The organism is Bifidobacterium kimbladii (assembly GCF_032193675.1).
Lineage (GTDB): Bacteria > Actinomycetota > Actinomycetes > Actinomycetales > Bifidobacteriaceae > Bombiscardovia > Bombiscardovia kimbladii.
Genome location: NZ_JASTZZ010000005.1, coordinates 90,846 through 109,324, shown reverse-complemented (window position 1 = coordinate 109,324; position 18,479 = coordinate 90,846). Strand labels below are relative to the sequence as shown.

The 18,479-nt window shown below is 57.5% G+C and carries 17 protein-coding genes; 11 read left to right on the top strand and 6 right to left on the bottom strand.

Annotated features, from left to right (window positions below; genetic code table 11):
* Nucleotides 1–75: 75 nt before the first annotated feature.
* The gene (locus tag QRX41_RS07335) at nucleotides 76–1,311 is read left to right on the top strand and encodes a sensor histidine kinase (protein WP_313839663.1); all 1,236 of its coding nucleotides are present in this window, start codon (nucleotides 76–78) and stop codon (nucleotides 1,309–1,311) included.
* Entirely contained in the window at nucleotides 1,308–1,961 is a 654-nt protein-coding gene (locus tag QRX41_RS07330; protein WP_313839661.1) for a response regulator transcription factor, read from the top strand. The genes QRX41_RS07335 and QRX41_RS07330 overlap by 4 nt, the downstream gene beginning before the upstream one ends.
* A gap of 27 nt (nucleotides 1,962–1,988) precedes the next feature.
* Here the strand turns inward: QRX41_RS07330 and QRX41_RS07325 are convergent, their stop codons facing one another.
* Entirely contained in the window at nucleotides 1,989–4,517 is a 2,529-nt protein-coding gene (locus QRX41_RS07325; RefSeq protein ID WP_313839659.1) for a UvrD-helicase domain-containing protein, read from the bottom strand.
* Nucleotides 4,518–4,723: 206 nt separating this feature from the next.
* On the bottom strand, nucleotides 4,724–5,017 hold the full coding sequence (locus QRX41_RS07320) for a hypothetical protein (protein WP_045924523.1): 294 nt from the start codon (nucleotides 5,015–5,017) through the stop codon (nucleotides 4,724–4,726).
* A 247-nt stretch (nucleotides 5,018–5,264) separates the two neighbouring features.
* Here QRX41_RS07320 and QRX41_RS07315 point away from each other — a divergent pair, with 247 nt between their 5' ends.
* Complete coding sequence (locus QRX41_RS07315; RefSeq protein ID WP_144085655.1) at nucleotides 5,265–5,855, top strand: xanthine phosphoribosyltransferase; 591 nt, start codon at nucleotides 5,265–5,267, stop codon at nucleotides 5,853–5,855.
* 39 nt (nucleotides 5,856–5,894) lie between these two features.
* Here the strand turns inward: QRX41_RS07315 and QRX41_RS07310 are convergent, their stop codons facing one another.
* From QRX41_RS07310 to QRX41_RS07300, 3 genes are all read right to left on the bottom strand, one after another.
* Entirely contained in the window at nucleotides 5,895–6,887 is a 993-nt protein-coding gene (locus QRX41_RS07310) for a D-2-hydroxyacid dehydrogenase (protein WP_313839657.1), read from the bottom strand.
* A 57-nt stretch (nucleotides 6,888–6,944) separates the two neighbouring features.
* Complete coding sequence (locus QRX41_RS07305; RefSeq protein WP_313839655.1) at nucleotides 6,945–8,114, bottom strand: aminotransferase class I/II-fold pyridoxal phosphate-dependent enzyme; 1,170 nt, start codon at nucleotides 8,112–8,114, stop codon at nucleotides 6,945–6,947.
* Between the two features lie 369 nt (nucleotides 8,115–8,483).
* A complete protein-coding gene (locus QRX41_RS07300; RefSeq protein WP_313839654.1) occupies nucleotides 8,484–9,428 on the bottom strand; it encodes a sugar-binding transcriptional regulator in 945 nt (314 codons plus the stop codon).
* Between the two features lie 155 nt (nucleotides 9,429–9,583).
* On the opposite strand from QRX41_RS07300, the gene deoC reads away from it, so the two are divergent.
* From deoC to QRX41_RS07265, 7 genes are all read left to right on the top strand, one after another.
* On the top strand, nucleotides 9,584–10,234 hold the full coding sequence (deoC, locus tag QRX41_RS07295) for a deoxyribose-phosphate aldolase (RefSeq protein WP_313839653.1): 651 nt from the start codon (nucleotides 9,584–9,586) through the stop codon (nucleotides 10,232–10,234).
* Nucleotides 10,235–10,327: 93 nt separating this feature from the next.
* Complete coding sequence (gene fucP, locus QRX41_RS07290; RefSeq protein ID WP_313839652.1) at nucleotides 10,328–11,674, top strand: L-fucose:H+ symporter permease; 1,347 nt, start codon at nucleotides 10,328–10,330, stop codon at nucleotides 11,672–11,674.
* A gap of 14 nt (nucleotides 11,675–11,688) precedes the next feature.
* Nucleotides 11,689–12,705, top strand: a complete 1,017-nt coding sequence (locus QRX41_RS07285) for an aldose 1-epimerase family protein (protein ID WP_313839651.1) — start codon at nucleotides 11,689–11,691, stop codon at nucleotides 12,703–12,705.
* 8 nt (nucleotides 12,706–12,713) lie between these two features.
* Entirely contained in the window at nucleotides 12,714–13,640 is a 927-nt protein-coding gene (gene rbsK / locus QRX41_RS07280) for a ribokinase (RefSeq protein WP_313839650.1), read from the top strand.
* Between the two features lie 152 nt (nucleotides 13,641–13,792).
* Nucleotides 13,793–14,617: an oxidoreductase gene (locus QRX41_RS07275; protein ID WP_313839649.1), complete on the top strand. Its 825-nt coding sequence runs from the start codon at nucleotides 13,793–13,795 to the stop codon at nucleotides 14,615–14,617.
* Nucleotides 14,618–14,967: 350 nt separating this feature from the next.
* Nucleotides 14,968–15,975, top strand: coding sequence for a hypothetical protein (locus QRX41_RS07270; protein WP_313839648.1), 1,008 nt, complete (start codon nucleotides 14,968–14,970; stop codon nucleotides 15,973–15,975).
* Nucleotides 15,962–16,288, top strand: coding sequence for a hypothetical protein (locus QRX41_RS07265; RefSeq protein ID WP_313839647.1), 327 nt, complete (start codon nucleotides 15,962–15,964; stop codon nucleotides 16,286–16,288). Before QRX41_RS07270 ends, QRX41_RS07265 begins: the two co-directional genes overlap by 14 nt.
* 1,101 nt (nucleotides 16,289–17,389) lie before the next feature.
* On the opposite strand, the gene QRX41_RS07260 is transcribed toward QRX41_RS07265, so the two are convergent.
* The gene (locus QRX41_RS07260; RefSeq protein WP_313839646.1) at nucleotides 17,390–17,584 is read right to left on the bottom strand and encodes a hypothetical protein; all 195 of its coding nucleotides are present in this window, start codon (nucleotides 17,582–17,584) and stop codon (nucleotides 17,390–17,392) included.
* Nucleotides 17,585–17,611: 27 nt separating this feature from the next.
* Between QRX41_RS07260 and QRX41_RS07255 the strand changes: the two genes are divergently transcribed.
* A complete protein-coding gene (locus tag QRX41_RS07255; protein ID WP_313839645.1) occupies nucleotides 17,612–17,794 on the top strand; it encodes a hypothetical protein in 183 nt (60 codons plus the stop codon).
* The last annotated feature ends 685 nt before the right edge of the window (nucleotides 17,795–18,479 follow it).

The following is an 18,479-nucleotide window of genomic DNA, read 5'->3' as shown; positions in this document are numbered from 1 at the left end:
ATGCGGATAGGCGCAGGAAGGGGTAGCCCGCCAATTACTATTTGAGACAACAGGGCAACGGGCGAGGAGACATTCATGGGCAGGATAGCTGGCTGGCTGGTCCTGCTTGGTCTGGGGACCTTATGCGGATCATGGTATGGTTCAGGGGTTTCAGCAACCCTGATCGCCGGCCTCCTGGCCTCTCTAGCCGCAGGAGCCCTGTGTGAATGGCTGCTGCCGGCGCCAGGTTCCATGTGGGGCGGCGCTCTGGTATCGCTTTTGGCAACGTTCATGCCAGTCTGGCTTTTCTTCTTGCCGGCTCTGGCCTTCGAGGCGGGGGTTGGACTCGGAACCATGGTTCCGGCTACCGGATCAGCCGACATGAAAGACACCCAGGCCAAAGACTCTGTGCTGGCCTCCCTCAGGCTGCTCTTGGCCTTGCTGCCGGCATTCTTTTGGCTGATACCTGCCATCACTGACCTCATACTGTTCAGAGGCCTCACCCAACGCTATGCCCTGCTTGCTTTGTTGACATCAGCACTGACACAAGGCGGCGGACTGGCATGTGCGCACTTGGCCGCTGTTAAGTGTCGTGTATGGCGGATTGAAGACACCGAGCGCTACCGGATTCGCCAATTGCACGGCCGCATCAACGACCTGGACGAGGAGCGGGCCCAGGCGACCCGAATGGCGCACTTATCCGAGCGGACCCGGATCGCCCGGGATATTCATGACAATGTGGGCCACCTGCTCACCCGAGCCATCATGCAGATCCAGGCTGGCCGGGTGGTTGCGCAGAGCAGGGGCGATCAGAGTACCGAGCAGATACTGGATGATGTCGGCAAGACCTTGGACGAGGCCATGACCACAATCCGTCGTTCGGTGCATGACTTGGAGGATGAAGGCACCGACTTCGCATCCCAGATGGAGGATGCCAGCTCCGAGGCTTCTATGGGGCGGCTGAAGGTCGATCTCAACAACGGGATTGAGACAGCGCCTGCACCAGTGTGCCGTTGCCTGGCTACCATTGTTCGCGAGGCCCTTACCAATACGGTCCGCCATTCTTCAGCCAGGTCGGCGCAGGTCATTCTGCGCGACCTCCCTGCCTTCTGGCAGATGGTGGTGCAGGACGACGGCGGGTCTCAGCAGTCGCAGCCTGACAGCCGCGGCATGGGACTGGCCGATATGGAGGCCAGGGCCAGGGCCTTGGGCGGCACGGCCAACAGCGGCCCCAACCGACAAGGATGGAAGGTTTTCGTATCCTTGCCCAAGGAGCCCTGGTCCGACCACGGCACAGCTGAGCATGGGGAGGATAGGAAGGTCATGGCATGAAAGTCGCTATCGCTGATGACGATCCGATTGTCTGCTCGTCCCTGTCAACGATTTTGACGGCAACCGGTACTGCAGACGTGATCTGGACAGCCAATGACGGCCAGTCAGCCCTCAAGTGTTTCCAAGCGACTGGCGGCAGGCCTGACGTGCTGCTGCTCGATGTACAGATGCCCGGCATGGACGGCCTGGAGGCGGCGGAGCGCATCATCGCCGTGGATCCGGCTGCTCGGGTGCTCTTTCTGACCACTTTTGCAGACAGGGAGTACATTTCCCGCGCCCTGGCCTTGGGAGCCAAGGGGTATGTGATCAAGCAGGACGTGGCCTCAGTGGTGCCGGCCCTCCAAGCCGTCATGGCCGGGCAGACGGTTCTCGGCGCTGAGGCCGTGGCTAACCTGTCACTTGGCAAGCAGGAGGAGCAGACGCGAAAGGACCCGTCCAAGCCTGTTCCCCGGCGCTTCCAAACCTTGACCGACCGCGAACATGAAATCGTCGCTCTGGTGGCTGATGGCCTCGATAACCAGGCCATCGCCAGGCGTCTCTATCTCAGCGAAGGCACCGTCCGCAATCACATCTCCGCCATCCTGGCCAAGACCAACCTGGCCAACCGCACCCAGCTCGCTGTGGAATGGCTGTCCGCGCAAGAGTCGTGAGCATACAGTTTTTGGAGTCTCGTCCGTTCAGAGCTTTTCGATCGGCGCCAAGCGCAGCATCAGCCGCTTGGTTCCCTCGGAACCGAAGTCCACAGTCAGGACCGAGTTGTGACCCTTGTCCTGAATGTCGACCACCTTGCCCAGGCCATACTGGTCGTGGGCAACCCTGTCACCCAGGGAGAAGTCCTGAATGGACAGGCCGTTCGACTTGGGCTGGACCGAGGCCCTGCCAGCGTGCGAGGTTGACGACGGGCTTGTCGTGCTCCGCCGCGTTGTGACCCTTCCATTTCTGGAGGAGGAGCCGCGGGAGCCGTAACCCGATGATCCGAACGACCGCTGCGAGGAGGCCTGCGAGTGCCCGTACCCATTGCGGGAAGAGCCGAAGCCGGAGCCGAACCCGCCGAATGAATGATGACCGAATGCACGGCCGTCGCTTTCATCCTCGAAACCGCCGAATTCGTCCTCGTCGTCACCCAGGTCCCAGCCTGCGCGCATCCGCTCATTGCCGGCCTGCCGACGCTTCCAGTCGATCAGATCGTCAGGGATGTCATCCAGGAACTGGCTGGGCAGCATCTCATTGACCTGCCCCCACTGGGAGCGGACGGCCGCCCGGGTCAGGTAGAGACGCCGCTTGGCACGGGTCACGCCCACATAGGCCAGTCGACGCTCCTCCTGCATCTCATCGTTATCCTCCAGGCAGCGGGAGTGCGGGAAGGTTCCCTGCTCCATGCCGGTCAGGAAGACCACCGGATACTCCAGGCCCTTGGCCGTGTGCAGGGTCATCAGCGTCACCTTGCCCGAGTCGTCGCCCAGGCCCGGCAGCTGGTCCGAGTCGGCCACCAGCGCCGTGGTCTCCAGGAAGCCCGCCAGCGTCGCGTCGGGGGTCTTCTGCTCGAACTCGGCAGCCACGGACTGCAGCTGGCCAAGGTTCTCCAGCCGGGAGGCATCCTGCGGATCCACCGACTTGCGCAGCTCGTCCAGCATGCCGGAGTCCTCCAGCACCTTCTCAACAATCTGGGACGGTTTGGTATCGTGCTCTGCGGCAAAGTCGGTCAGGGAGGTAATCAGATCCCTGAAGGCCTTCATCCGCTTGACCATCAGCGTGGAGGCCCCGGGCACCTCCTCGATATGCTGCACCCCCTCCCAGAAGGAGACCTGATGCAGATCCGCATAGGAGGTCGCCGCCGCCTCGGCACGTGCGGCCAGGCCCCGCTTGGGCACGTTGAGTATCCGTCGCATGTTCACATCGTCCTGGGGATTGGCGATGGCGTGCAGGTAGGCCAGGGCGTCCTTGATCTCCTTGCGCTCGTAGAAGCGGGTCCCGCCCACCAGCTGATACGGCAGGCCGGCGTTGATCAGCCCCTCCTCCAGGGCGCGGGACTGGGCGTTGGCCCGGTACATGATGGCCATGTCGGAGTATGGAATGCCCTCCTCGCTGCGCAGCCGGGCGATCTCGGTGGCGATCCAGGCGGCCTCCTGCTGGGCGTTGTCGGCGGCATAGCCCACGATGGGCCCCCCCTTGCCCAGGGCTGTCCAGAGCTTCTTGGGCTTGCGGCCCTCGTTCTTGACGATGATGGCATTGGCCGCGTCAAGTATGGTCTGGGTGGAACGGTAGTTCTGCTCAAGGAGAATGGTCCGGGCTCCGGGGAAGTCCTTCTCGAAGTCCCTGATGTTGCTGATGTCAGCCCCTCGGAAGGCATAGATGGACTGGTCCGAATCCCCCACCACGGTGATCCAGGCCTGGTCCTGCTTGTCGGCATCGGCACCGGCCAGCTCGCGCATGAGCACATACTGGGCATGGTTGGTGTCCTGGTACTCGTCCACCAGCACGTAGCGGAACCGATGGTGGTAATACTGGGCCACCATTGGGGACTGCTGGAGCAGCTGGACCGTGCGTACGATCAGATCGTCGAAGTCTACCGCGTTGGCCTGAGCCAGCCGGTGCTCGTACTCGGCGTAGATCACGGAGTAGAGCTCCTCCTCGTTGCCGAAGCGGGCGGTGATCTGCTGGCCGCGCTGCCCGGGCCGGTAGTCGGGGGCGTACTCCTGCAGCTGTGTGCGCCAATCCTGCAGGTTGTTCTTGTAGTCGGAGATGTGGCTCAGAATGTTTCTGGGTGTGTAGCGCTTCAGATCGATGTTGAGATCCTTGCCGATCAGTTTGATCAGGCGTTCGGAATCGGCCGTGTCATAGATGGTGAAGCCTGATCGCAGGCCGATCTCCTTGCCATCCCGCCTCAGGATGCGCACGCAGGCCGAGTGGAAGGTGGACACCCACATGCGGTCGGCCACGGGCCCGATCAGCCTGCGCAGACGTTCACGCATCTCGGAGGCCGCCTTGTTGGTGAAGGTGATGGCCAGAATCTGGCTGGGCCAGGCGCCGAACTGACTGAGGATCCAGGCGATTCTGCGGGTCAGCACCCTGGTCTTGCCTGAGCCTGCGCCTGCTCCGATCAGCAGGGCCGGGCCCTGGTATTGAACCGCCTCGGCCTGACGATCATTGAGCCCCTTGAGCAGCTCCTTGGCGCTGCGCTGGATCAAGTCCGGTTCCTCGTTCACAAGCCACCTCTTGCCATCTGGTCTCGGTCACCGTCTCAGGCCGGATGGCGCACACCCGGCAGACAACCATTTCTACCACAAAGCGGTGTCATCGATCTTGGCTCATGGGTTAGCCAGCAGACGTACCAGCAGACATAAAAGACCCCGTCCGCCTTGAGAATAGGGAAAGCGAACGGGGTTTAGTCGGGGAAGTCGAGATGACCCAGTCAGTTGCGCACTTGGTCCTTGGCGTTGTTGACAGCCTCGGTGGCGCCCTGCTCAGCCTTGGCCTTGCCGACCTTGGCATCGGCCTTGGCCTGGTCCATCTTGTCGGAGGCGGCGTCCTTGGCGTCGCCCATCTTGTCCTGGGCAGCGTCCTTGGCGTCGCCCATCTTATCGGCAACGGCGTCCTTGGCATCGGATGCCTTGTCCATAACGGTGTCTTTTACATCGCCAGCGACATCGGAAATCTTCTCGCCGGCAGACTTCATGGCATCCTTTGCATCATCCAGAATCCCCATATGGTCCTCCTTAGGTCCTTGAACGCACCGTGACGATGCGTGACCATTGCGGTCAATTTTCACTGTAACAGTCAGGGCCTTGAATCCGCGCATTGACGGGCTGACACGCCAGGAAGACACTCCAATCAGCTGGAGGTGAAACCTGGCGGATCAGGGCAGCCGGACCACAGTCCCAGAACCGGGTTATTTTGGTGTCTATCCGTCGGGACCATAGGGGCCCCGCATTCATGACGACAAGGACGATGACATGCAGGAACTTGAGGAGCGAATCCGCCGCCAGGGCACGGTCAAGCCTGGCAATGTACTCAAGGTGGACGCCTTCCTCAACCATCAGTGCGACGTGCGGCTCTTCGACCACATGGGCGCTGAATGGGCCCGCCTGTTCGCCGGTCACCAGATCGACAAGATTCTGACCATCGAGGCATCCGGCATCGGCATCGCCTGCCTGGCCGCCCGCCACTTCGGGGACGTGCCGGTGGTCTTCGCCAAGAAGACCCAGTCCATCAACCTTGACGGCGACCAGTACACGGCCCGCATCTACTCCTTCACCAAGCAGCGTGAGTACCCCGTCATCGTGGCCAAACGCTTCCTCAAGGAGGGCGAGCATGTGCTGATTCTTGACGACTTTCTGGCCAAGGGCAATGCCCTGCACGGTCTGATCGACATCTGCCATGATGCCAAGGTCGTCATCGAGGGCATCGGCATCGCCGTGGAGAAGGGCTTCCAGGAGGGCGGCCGCACCCTGCGCAAAGAGGGCTACAACCTCAAGTCCCTGGCCATCGTGGAAAGCATGGACCCGGACCAGGGCACCATCACCTTTGCTCAGAATACCGACTGAGCAGATCGGCGCCCGGTCCGGGTCGCATAAACAATGGACTCAGTCCACCTGATGCTCGCTGGTGCCGCCCTCCAGAATGGTCTTCACGTCGTTCAGGGAGATGTTGACCATGGCGTTCACGGCGGCATCGGTGTAGAAGCCGATGTGGGGCGAGACCTCCACATTGGGCATGGCCTTGAGGGTCTCCAGGGCCTGGTTGTCGACCTTGGTCCCGCTCAGGTCCTTTTCGAAGATGCCGGCCTCCCCTTCGATGGTGTCGATGGCGGCACCGGCGATGGACTTGGTCTGCAGGGCCTTGATCAGGGCCGGGGTGTCCACAATGGGGCCGCGGGCGGCGTTGATCAGGAAGGCCGAGGGCTTCATGGCATCCAGGGCCTGGGCATTGATCAGATGGTGGGTGGTCTCATCCAGCGGCGTATGAACGGTGACGATGTCGGCCCGCTTCAAAAGGGTGGGCAGATCGACATAGTCCAGAGTGTCTGCCAGCTCGGGGCGGTGGACCGGATCGTTGGCGATCACGGTGGAGCCCAGGGCCCGGAAGATCCTGGCCACGGCCGATCCGATCTTGCCGGCTCCGATGATCCCCACGGTCAGGTTGTGGATCTCATGGGCCTGAAGCCCAGCCCAGGTATAGTCGTCCTTGGCCTCGCGAGCGCTGGCCTCCCCCAGATGCCGGACCAGGCGCATGACCTGGGCCAGGACCAGTTCGGAGACCGACCGGGGCGAGTAGGCAGGCACGTTGGTGACGACCAGCCCGTTCTCCCGAGCGGCCTGCAGGTTGACGATGTCATAGCCGGTGATGCGCAGGGTCAGCTGCTTGAGGCCATACTCCTTGAGCCGCTGGTAGAGCTCGGGCTCGGGCAGGGCCGCGTGCTGCTGGATGACGATGCCGTCGTATCCCTTGATCATGTCCACGGTCTTCATCCCCAGATCGTGGTCGGTGGTGTCCACCTGAATGTCATTGGCTTGCGCCCAGGCCTGAATGGCCTCCTGCTCGTCGGGGCGTACTGAATACATGAGAATGCTGGTCATTTTCTGGTCCTTGGTAACTGTCTTCGTTGATGGTTGTAATTTGAATCGTCAGGGATATCAGCTGCGATTTTCACGCATGTAGTCGCCAATCCGCTCCACGGCGGTATGCAGATCCTCCATGGAGGCTGCGTAGGAAATGCGGACGTAGCCTTCTCCCCCAGGCCCGAAGCTGGCTCCGGGGATTACCGCCACCTTGGCCTTACGAGCCAGGTCGTAGACGAAGCTCCAGCTGTCGCGCATGCCCTCGGGCAGTCGGGCGAAGATATAGAAGGCGCCCTTGGGGTCAATGACATCCAGACCGACCTCGGGCAGGGCCTTGACCAGATAGTCCCGCCGCTTGCGGTAGGCCTCGCGCATCGAATCCGTGTCATTCATGCCCTTGGTCAGAGCCTCCTGGGCCGCATACTGGGCATTGGTGGTTACCGAAGTGATGGTGAACTCGTTGACCTTGCTGATCTGGTCAATGACGTCGGCCGGGCCGGCGGCGATGCCGACCCGCCATCCAGTCATGGCATGGGATTTGGAAACCCCGCCAAGCACGACCGTCTGCTCAGGCAGGATGGTGCCCATGGACACATGGGTACCCTGGTAGGTCAGCTCGGCGTAGATCTCATCGCTGAGCACGAAGAAGCCGTGCTTGCGCGCCACCTGGGCCAGAGCCTCCAGATCCTCACGGGCGTAGGTCACGCCGGTGGGGTTGGTCGGATAGTTGAGCACCAGGGCCTTGACCGGACCATCGCTGTGTTCGATGGCGGCCTCCAGCTTGTCCGGCCTGAGAATGAAGCCGTCATCGGATGTGTCGACGAAGACGGTCTTGGCGCCGCTCAGCTGGGCGATGGGAATATAGAGAGGAAAGATGGGTGTGGGCAGGATGACCGTGTCGCCCGGGTTGATCATGGCGGTAAGGCCCGAGAAGATACCCCCGGTGGCCCCGGCCGTAATCACCATCTGCGTGTCAGGGTCGTAGTCCAGCCCGTACTTGGCGTATAGATAGCCGGCCGCCGCCTTGCGCAGACTAGGCATGCCGCGACTCTCGGTGTAATGACTGTGGTTGTCCTGGATGGCCTGGATGCCCGCCTGCTTGACGTGCTCGGGGGTGAAGAAGTCCGGCTCCCCCAGGGTCAGCTTCACGATGCCGTCTATTCCGGCGATCTCCTTGTTGAACTCGAGAATGTCGCTCGGCGCCAGAGCTTTGACCCTGGCATTCATATGATCCGCCAATGTCATTGGCTTGTCCTTTCCCATGCGGTTACTTCAACCATTGTCGCTGGTGCTGCCCTACCGACTATGCGGTGACGATGCACGGGAAATGCTGTCGACGACTGCAGGGCCGGTGGGTTCCGATCCATGCAACCGTTCCTACAAGGCACGCGGCGTCACAGATCGAATCCGTGCCACCAATAGGTAAATCGTGTGCCCTGCATGCTGAAACCTCCTGCGGAATCTACAATCAGCATTAGCAATTAGCGTACAGCGAAGTTTCGGCAATCCAAAAAGGCGACCATTATTTGACCAAGCCATTGCGTGATTATGGACTCGATAGGCATCTGAAGAGCCATACCAGACGGCGTAACCCCCTTAATTGCACAGACCCGCTCATTCCTCAAGCAGACGCATGGCAGCCTGGGAATCCGTAATCAGCACGTTGGCATAGCCGCCCAGAAGCGCCGCACGCATGGATGCTATCTTGGGAGGCCCTCCCGCCACCAGTATTGAGCATGGCTTCTTGCGCAACCGATCAAGCTGTATCCCCACCGTTCTTGCGTCAATACCGTCATCCGCGATGGAGCCGTCAGCAGCGATGAACCGTGAAAGCACATCGCCGACAGCCTTATGCTGCAGCATGGTGATCTCTCTGCGGGAGAGATACCCCAGTTTGAAAAGCATGGCATCGTCACGAACGGTTCCGCAGGTAAACACGGCGATATCGGTCCGTTCCCCCTGACGAACAATCTCGTCGATGAAACGATCCTTGAGCACAATATCCCGAGTCAAGGCATTGTCGAAAATGACCGGCAAGGGCAGCACTGTAGTGGTAGTGCCGAAGGCCATGCCGAATTTCAGGGCGATATCCGCAGCATAGTTGTTGAAATCGGACGCGGAGACACTCCCCTTCAACTGCACCACCGATACATCCTTGTGCTCATTGGGTCGCAGATGATCGGCTACAGCCTTGAGGGTCCTCCCCCAACTGATGCCCAGCCGGTCGTGATCGCCGACGATCTCAGCCAGGTAATCTGCTGTAACAGCACCCAGTTTGTCCCTGATGGCGTCTTCGTCACCGGTCGAATCATAGGCCAGCCTGACCTCGCGCAGGCCAAAAGCCACCTTGAGCCTTCTTGCCAGGGACTCCAAATCAGCCTGAGGATCAGTGATGAGCACGCGGACAAGCCCCTCCTGCCTGGCGAAGGCCAGAAGACGCGAAACCGTGGGACGGGAAACGTTCAGCCTGCGGGCGATGGCGCTCTGCCCTAGGCCTTCCTCGTAGTACCAGTGGCAGACCGTGACCGCTTGATTCCTGTGCTGTTCATCGTCGATCATGAACCTTCCCTTTCTCCCAGTCGTGTGGAACCAGCATGCAAAAGAGCTTCACGGCCTGCCGGCGATTGAGCATCCATTTTTGAACATATGTTCATCTTAGCATTTTACTTCCGTGCATTCACTGTTACAGTGAGGCCCACAAGGAGGTAACAACCATGCAGATCAACCGCCTCATCGATCACACACTGCTCAAGCCGGACGCAACGCTGGCGCAGATCGACAAGGTCATCGACGAAGCTTTGGACAACCATTTCTATTCGGTCATGGTCAATCCCTACTGGGTTGCCCACGTCCACGAGCAGGTCAAGGGGTCGGATGTCCTGACTGCCTGCGTCATCGGCTTCCCCTTGGGCGCCAACACCACGGCCAGCAAGGTCGCCGAAAGCCGGGAAGCCATCGCGAACGGAGCCGATGAGCTGGATATGGTGATCAACATCGGCGAAATGGCAGGTGGCCGGGAAGACGTGGTCGCCGAGGACATTCGTGCGGTCGTCGAAACCGTCCACCAAGCAGGAAAAGTGGTCAAGGTCATCATCGAGACCGCCCTGCTCAGCGATGAGCAGATCGCAAGGGCCAGCACGCTGGTGGCCGACGCAGGCGCCGACTTCGTCAAAACATCCACCGGATTCGCCAGCCGTGGCGCCAGTGTGCACGACATCGAAATCATCAAAGAAGCAGTCAAGGGAAGAATCCACATCAAGGCCGCCGGCGGCATTCACACCCGGCAGGAGGCCGAGGCTCTGATCAAGGCAGGTGCCGAACGATTGGGCACCAGCTCCAGCATGGCCATCATCGGCAAGGCCTGACTTCGGCATCCGGGGGCCAGCCCCCGGGCCGACTCTTATATTTTCGGCGGACACAACGCAGCGGCCGCCGAATGCAAATCCAAGGAGGGGTTCATGCAATTGCCAACCTTTCATCTGTTCAAACTGCACGCACAGGAATTGGATGATGGATACCTGGACAGGACACCAATGCTCCAGTACATCCTGCTCTCCTGCCTATTCCCCCTTTGGGGAGCAGCCGCCAGTCTCAATGACATACTCATAACCCAATTCAAAACCATCTTCACGCTGTCCAATGTTGCCAGCGCCTTTGTGCAGACGGCCTTCTATCTGGGATACTTTCTGATTGCCATACCGGCTTCGCTCATCATCAAGAAGACCTCATACAAGGTCGCCATCATGATCGGCCTTTCGCTGTATACCATCGGATGCTCGATCTTCTTCCCCGCCTCGCGCATGGCCACCTACGGATTCTTCCTGATCGCCCTGTTCGCCTTGGCCTGCGGCTTGAGCTTCCTGGAGACCTCGGCCAACACCTACAGCTCACTCATGGGCCCGAAGAAGTATTCCACCCTGCGGCTGAACATCTCTGAAACCTTTTACCCCTTGGGTGCCATAGCCGGCATACTGCTGGGCAAATATCTGATCTTCGGCGCCGGCCAAAGCCTGGAAAGGCAGATGAAGGGGCTTCACGGACAGGCCCGCATCGCCTTCGGCGAGCGCGCTCTTCAACATACGCTGCTGCCCTACAAATACATCATCTTCGTCCTGCTGGTCGCCCTGGTGCTCTTCGCACTGACGCAATTCCCCTCAGGCAAGCCCAAGGTGGATCCGGCCAAACAGCAGCCTCAGGCGCGCATCGGTGAAACTCTGGTCTATCTTGCGCATAACCGCCGCTTCCTTTGGGGCATTTTCACCGAGTTCATGTATGTGGGCATGCAGACGGCCGTGTGGTCCTTCACCATCAGGTTGGCCATGGAGCTCAATTCCTCGATCAACGAACGCTCGGCATCGACCTTCATGGTCTACAGCTATGCGGCCTTCTTCATAGGCAAGGTGATCGCCAACTTCATGATGAAGTCCATGCACCCCTCCCGGGTCCTGCAGTGGTTCTCGGCATTCGGATTGGCTGCCCTGGTCTACATCCTCCTAGTGCGCAACATGAGCGCCGTTTATGCGGCCATCATCGTCTCGGGCCTGTTCGGACCCTGCTGGGCCACCATCTACTCGCAGACCTTGGATACGGTGACCGACAAACGCCATACGGAAACAGCGGGAGCCATCATCGTCATGTCCATCGTGGGCGGTGCCTTCATCCCCGTAGCGCAGGGATTCGTCGCGGACATCTCGAACATGTCCCTGTCCTTCCTGGTCGATGTGGTCTGCTTCGCGGTCGTCTGCGTCTATTCCACAGCAAAGATGCGCGCTTTCAAGGCTGAAGGCGCTCAGAAAAACCAATGAAAGGAAAACCAATCATGCAACAGCTTCACCTCAATCATGACATGTTCGGCCCGGCCGAGTTCACCCTCTATCAGGACGACGATTTCAAAGCCGTCACCTTCACCTACCCTTCAGGAGTTGAAGCGGTCCGTCTGGAGAACTCCCGCGGCCAGCTCACCGTCCTGCCCTATATGGGCCTGATCATCTGGGATGCGGTCTTCGACTCCATCAGCCTGAAGATGAAGGACATGTTCTCGCAACCCCTTCCCGGCACGGCCATAACAGATACCTACGGCTGCTTCCAGTTCACGTCAGGACTCCTTGGCGGCGGAACCCCGGCCCCGGAGGACGACTACCAACTCCACGGCGAGGCTCCGACCAGCCGCATGGACAGTGCCTGGCTGGAATTCGGAGATGGGACCATGTCAATACATGGGCAATTTGAATATGTCAAAGGGTTCGGCGACCACTACCTGAGCCGGCCGGCCGTAACCCTGCACGCTGATTCCGGACTTTTCGATATCGGCCTGGAGGTCACCAACCTCTCCAACTATCAGACCATGCCTCTGCAATACATGTGCCATATGAACTACGCCTACATGCATGACGGGCACATGGAGCAGAACGTGCCTGACGAGGCTTTCCGTCTGCGCCAGACCGTTCCCGCCCACGTCCATCCCACCCCGCAATGGCTGGCCTACAACGAAGAGCTCAAGGCCAGCGGTGATCTGATCAACGACCTGAACGACGAGAGCCACTACGATCCTGAGATCGTCTTCTTCTCCCAGAACCTGACCAAGTTTACGGATGTGGCCGAGTTCCGGCTCCATCTGAATGCCGAACACAACTTCCTGACACGGTTCAGCACGGAGCAATTCCCCATCGTCACCCGCTGGATCCTGTACAACGCCGATCAGCAGGTAGCAGCCTTTGCACTGCCCGGCACCAGCACACCCGAGGGCCGCGCCGCCGCTGAGAAGGCAGGCACCCTGATCCACCTGAAGCCCCAGGAAACACGCTCATTCCTGGTCACCACCGGCCTGGAAAGGTAAAGAAGAATATGGCTGACATCACTGTCATCGGTTCCAATATGTATGAGCTGACCACCTTTGTCGATCGCATGCCGGTCGAGGGAGAGACTGTGGAAGCTCCTGAATTCGAGATGGGGTTTGGCGGCAAGGGGGCCAACCAGGCCATCGCCGCCGCCCGTCTGGGTTCACAGGTCAACTTCATCACCATGGTCGGCAGGGACGAATTCGGCAGACAGCAGCTGGAGAACTACCGCAGCAACGGCATCAGCTCTGATGGAATCGGCATCGCCGATGGAAGCAGCGGCGTGGCGCCGATCTTTGTGGACACCAGCGGCGACAATCGGATCCTGATCGTCAAAGGCGCCAACAAACAGCTCACGCCTGCCGCCTTGGACGATAAAAAAGACCTGATCAAGGGATCGAAACTGGTCGTTCTCCAACAGGAGATCGCCTTGGAGACCAACTACCATGCCATTGAACTGGCAGAGGGCTACGGCGTGCCTGTACTGCTGAACCCTGCTCCAGCAAATGACGATCTGAACATCGACTATGTCTCCAGAGTGGCCTTCTTCGCACCGAATGAGACCGAGCTGGCCACGCTCACAGGAATGCCCACAGGGACATTGGATGAGATCAAGGCCGCAGCACGGAACTTGGTAAGGCGCGGAGTAGGCAACCTGATTGTCACCATGGGCGGTAAGGGCGCCCTATGGGTCAGCGCCGACCAGGAGCTGCTGGTGCCTGCAGTCACGGTTGAAGCCGTGGATACCACTGGCGCCGGAGATGCTTTCATCGGCTCGTTCGCCCACTACTACACGCAGGGCGAGGATGTGCCAACCGCTCTGGGGCACGCCAACAGATACGCTGCAATCAGCGTCACGCGCCGCGGCACCCAGAAGGCTTATCCAACAGCTGCCGAGCTGAACGACCTCCTGCTGGAAAGGGTGCAGGCATAAGGTATTCGCTATGGTCGCATTGCCAGGCGTGGACGGGTAGACCGCCCTCGTCTGGCTTTTTATGTCCTTGCAGCGAAATGCTGTCATATACTGTGCCTCAAAGAAAAGCAGGAGCCACGATTCACAGACACCAGCCAGAAGGGGTGATAAGTATGACCAATCAAGTGGCGCTGGTCACTGGAGCCACCAGCGGCATCGGGTATGAAACCGCTGGCCTGCTCGCCGATCATGGATACCAGGTATATGCGGCAGGACGACGAGTCGAACGATTGAAGCCACTGGCTGACAAGGGGGTGACGGCCGTGCAGATGGACCTGACCGATTCCGCCTCCATTGAGAAGGCCGTCGCACGAATTCTGCAGAAGGAGAAGCGGGTCGACCTGCTGGTCAACAACGCCGGCTACGGCTCCTATGGCCCAGTCGAGCAGGTTTCCATCGACGAGGTCCGGCGACAATTCGAGATCAACCTCTTCGGCCTCGCCCGACTGACCCAGCTGGTGCTGCCAGCCATGCGCCGGGCCAGACGCGGCCGGATCGTCAACACCTCATCCATGGCCGGCCGAATGGTCACCTATATGGGTGCCTGGTACCATGCCACCAAGTACGCCCTAGAGGCCTTCAGCGACGCTTTACGCATGGAAACCCGCCCCTTCGGCATCGACGTGGTCCTGATCGAGCCTGGAGCCATCGCCACCAACTGGGGCGCAATCGCCGCCGACCATCTTCGGAAGGTCACCCGCAAGAGTGCCTATCAAAAGTCAGGGTTCCAAGCTGCTGCTGGATTGCGCAAGCTTTACTCCAGCAGGCATTTGACCCGACCATCAACCATTGCCAAGGCCATCGTCCGTGCTTCGACGGTTCGCCATCCCCGTCCACGCTACCTTCTGGGCTTCGGAGCCAAACCTCTGGTCGCCCTTCATGCCCTGCTCCCCGCCCGTGCCTGGGACTGCCTGATGGTCCATGCTAAGGACCTGTAAACGCTAACACTACGCACCAGAGCAGTGTCTTCATTGAAACCAGATGCGTGCATGAAGCTTAAGCTCCCCGAAGTCAAATACTGTCCCAGCTATTGTGAAATACCAACAGTCTCATATACCTCGATTTCCTTGCCAAGGCTGGTATTGACCAGGAGAGCCATGCGAACGACGCTGGGTTGGGGTATTGCAAGTACCTTGCCCCGCCTATTCATTGATATTTGGTTGAGTTTCTGACTACCCACGAACAAAGCAATTGCTGCAAGCGCCTTTGAGTATCGGACAGTTATAATCTAATTAATTATCGTCATGTATTAGCGTGCAGCCAGCATGTCCTTCGATAGGGGGTTTCATTGAAGCCTGAAGAATCTGAGCTCAACGCCGATCCGGACTCGCCTTTGGCATTTTTCCTGGACGGAATAAGGAATGGTGTCAATAAAAGCAATGCCGCCATTAAAGACATAGTTCATGCACTGGAACGCGAATCCTCCGGATTCGCCTTGGCATATAAGGCCATGAATAGTGATTTTCGCCTGGTGGTAGATGCTCCAAAAAATACGCTCGAGGCCATCGCTAATGGTGACATCAAGCTGACTGCCGATAGAACAGGCAATACCTTTGCCCAACTTTTGGATCCTAACGGGCGATATGGAAAGAAACTGCCCATCAAGCGCGAGGATTTCAGCGGGGGGATTGATCCCGTTCAAGCGGCGAACGCCATACAACTCAGGGCAATCCAAGGTCAGCTTGAAGACATCGCCCACCAGATTGCAGTCATAGATGTGCGCGTGCAGGAAGTCCTCGAGGGGCAGCAGAGCGATAGGCTCGGCCTCCTGCAGAGCGGCATGCGCCTTTATCTGCAGGCCCGTGAAGTTGATGACGACACTCTGAGAAAGCTCCTTGTGTCTCAGTCCTTACGCGCTCTATCGGACGCAGAGGCCCAGCTCGAGCTGAAGATGGATTCTGACGTGAAATATCTCGCTAATGGCGACTATGAGCATGAAAAAGGCAAACGCACAAAACTCATCGATGAAAGAATGGACAGCATCAACAGTTGCTTTCCTGCCATACACCAGGCGTCGATTGCCAGAGCAGCCATTTTTTGCGAGCAAGGAGAGCCCAAGGCCATGGCGAAATCCCTGGAAACATATTCGCACTTCATAAAGACGACTGTGGGAGACAATGCGGGCCTTCTAGCGGAATGCGATCGCTCTGATACAGGAACAGAACAGGGAATTTGGCGATCTCGAGCCGCACTTCAACTTGATGTTTCCAATCTAAGCGAGGCCCTGGCATTGCCTGAGAAGCACCTGTACCTTAAGGTATCTGATGAAAAGGATGAGAGCCATGAAGAGCGTTAGAGGCTGCACCAACCAGGAATGCGACTCTTACAAAAAGAACGACAAATATAAAAAAGACTATGATTACTGCCCAAAATGCGGCTCAAAACTGATGGCCGTATGCAGATCTCGTGGATGCCACACTTTCATCGATAACCCGGATAACATCTTCTGCGCCCGCTGTTTGGCCAAAAGAAGAGACCGTGCGGATCATGTGAAGAAGAACATGTCCACCATCGGCGGAAGCGTGTTAGTAGCAGGTGGTTTCCTCGCAAAAAAAGGCAAGACAATCACCTCAGTTTTAGCGACGGCAAGCAAATTCATACCAAAATGAAGGCCTTCATGGACCGGAACAACATGCCTTGGGCGCGGTGGCTGGCATCCAACATGTACTCCACCCCATATGCGTGGCCAGATGACTGAGTCGACACCATACCAGTAGTTTGCTAACCGGCCAGGGAGCAACACGCTACGCCCAGATCAGTAGGTTCGAAATATGCAACATACTGACGGATAGAGCCAGAAGGCGTTGGGAGTTGAGAGCGGCCAAGGCCGCGACATCAGAGTTTGACGACACAAAACGTGCGATTAGTGATTCCATGATGTTGTTATATAGTTGTTATGAAAGTGAGTCATAGGCGATTCATGAAAGCGTTGAGGTATCGGCGGCTTCTGTGACGACGACTCTCGCGGCTGGATTCTAAAAGCGATCAGAACTTCAGCGGCCAACAATGAGCACCTGGAATTTTGAGAGGAATAGCCATGAGCTTCACGAATGACAAGAATCCGAGGGTTGAAGTCACAAAGATATTTGCCGACTACGAACACCCTATGACTGCGGCAGTGGAATGGGCCCAAAGCATCGCCACTTCCAGGGGAATAAATCCCAGCAAGGATCAAGTTGTGTTTATCCGTGAACTCAGGCGTGCGGAGCCGAGTCTAAGTCTGAAATCCGCCGTGTACCTTGCTCAGATGACAGAGAAAAGCTGTCCGAACCGAACACAACGCAGATGAAACAGGCATCAAGAGTCTGCTGGACACTGATAGCATTATTCCGTGAGCCCCACCAGTCCCATTCAAGCGAACTGGGGATATGGGTATACCTCGAAGTCATCTAAGTGACGATATATTGGGCTCACTATGATTGGGGTTCTTTTGTTGAAGCCAACCTCTCCCCCAAATAAGATAGTGCTTTCAATTTTCTCAACTGCTATGTGGCGATGAGCCGCCTGCCCTCTGGTCGGGTATAACACCAGTGTGGCCATACTCTGATCTTAATGATGGCGGTGCTTCCCGAAACGCTTACGTGGATTGCCAAAGATCTGGGTCAGACTTGGCTTGAACCACTTCGCTAACCTTGCCCCTCGCATTAATCGGAGCCGATAAAGCGCCCTCTAATCGCGCAATAGAAGACTTCGAGACATCATATGTTTCCCTACATATTTATCTCTTCAGCAATTATGTTGGCTTTTTGTTTTTCTGCAGCTAATGCACGGCTATGCCATTTGGCATACATGTCAACCAAAGGAAACTGATATGCAGTCATAGAACACACACAAGGTACTGGCCCTAGTGCAACAAGCGCGTCAGCGGCACTGATGTTGGTGTTACCGGAACGGCTAGCGTTCATGAACTCATTACAACTGCGCAGAAGCCAATGATTGAACAGATCCAAACCAGAGAAAATGGTTCATCGCTCAGCGCTGCAGAACTTGATCAATTGGCCGATTGTCTGGATCGGCTTCCTACAGAGATTAAAAATGCCGACTCCAGGACCATTCCGCATTTCGCTGAAAAACTGGATAACTTCTTAGCTGACGGAACCTTCTTTTATAACTGACCCTCAGATAACCAGATCCAACCGAGGTTTGATTTGGGAGGGTTCATTTTCCAGACAGGAATTGTCTTTATCCAATACGGTGTCCCGGCCTATAGAATCGTCAGCGGAATCAGCACGCTCGGTAAAGTCTGGTGCGGAATTTCCGGTATCAAATGGGCGCTGCGATCAGGTCATGCTGAGCTCTGATTGGAGGAAATGTTGCCAGAGTGCTGTTGTGAATAATTGGGATTGACTGTGTAATAAGGGAGTGCTTCGGCTGATTTATGCTCTGAGTATTTGCAATTCAGGTGACCACTGACACCATAAATGTTGATGGTCGCCAACTCTACTTGTAATTAAAGGAGTGTCGAATGAAACCTGGAAGAGACGCGGAACTTGTTCCGGGTCCATTTATCGATATCTGGATTGTCGGTATCATCGTTAGCGACGTTGACGGGTCGATATTTACACTGGTCTTCCTCGTTGTAACCATTATCGAAAACTGCACATATAAGTTCAACAATTCTCGTTGATATCCAGCTGATAATCGTATTCCTTGTTGGTTCCCTAGAAGCCCTGAATATATTCGTTCAATCAAAAAACAGAACACCGAAAGTTCCTCAGGGCAGTAGTTTCAGCGGGAAACATAGTTATTACACTGGTTATCACTTCTCCTATGGCAGTTTTTATGCTCGGATAGGCTTTA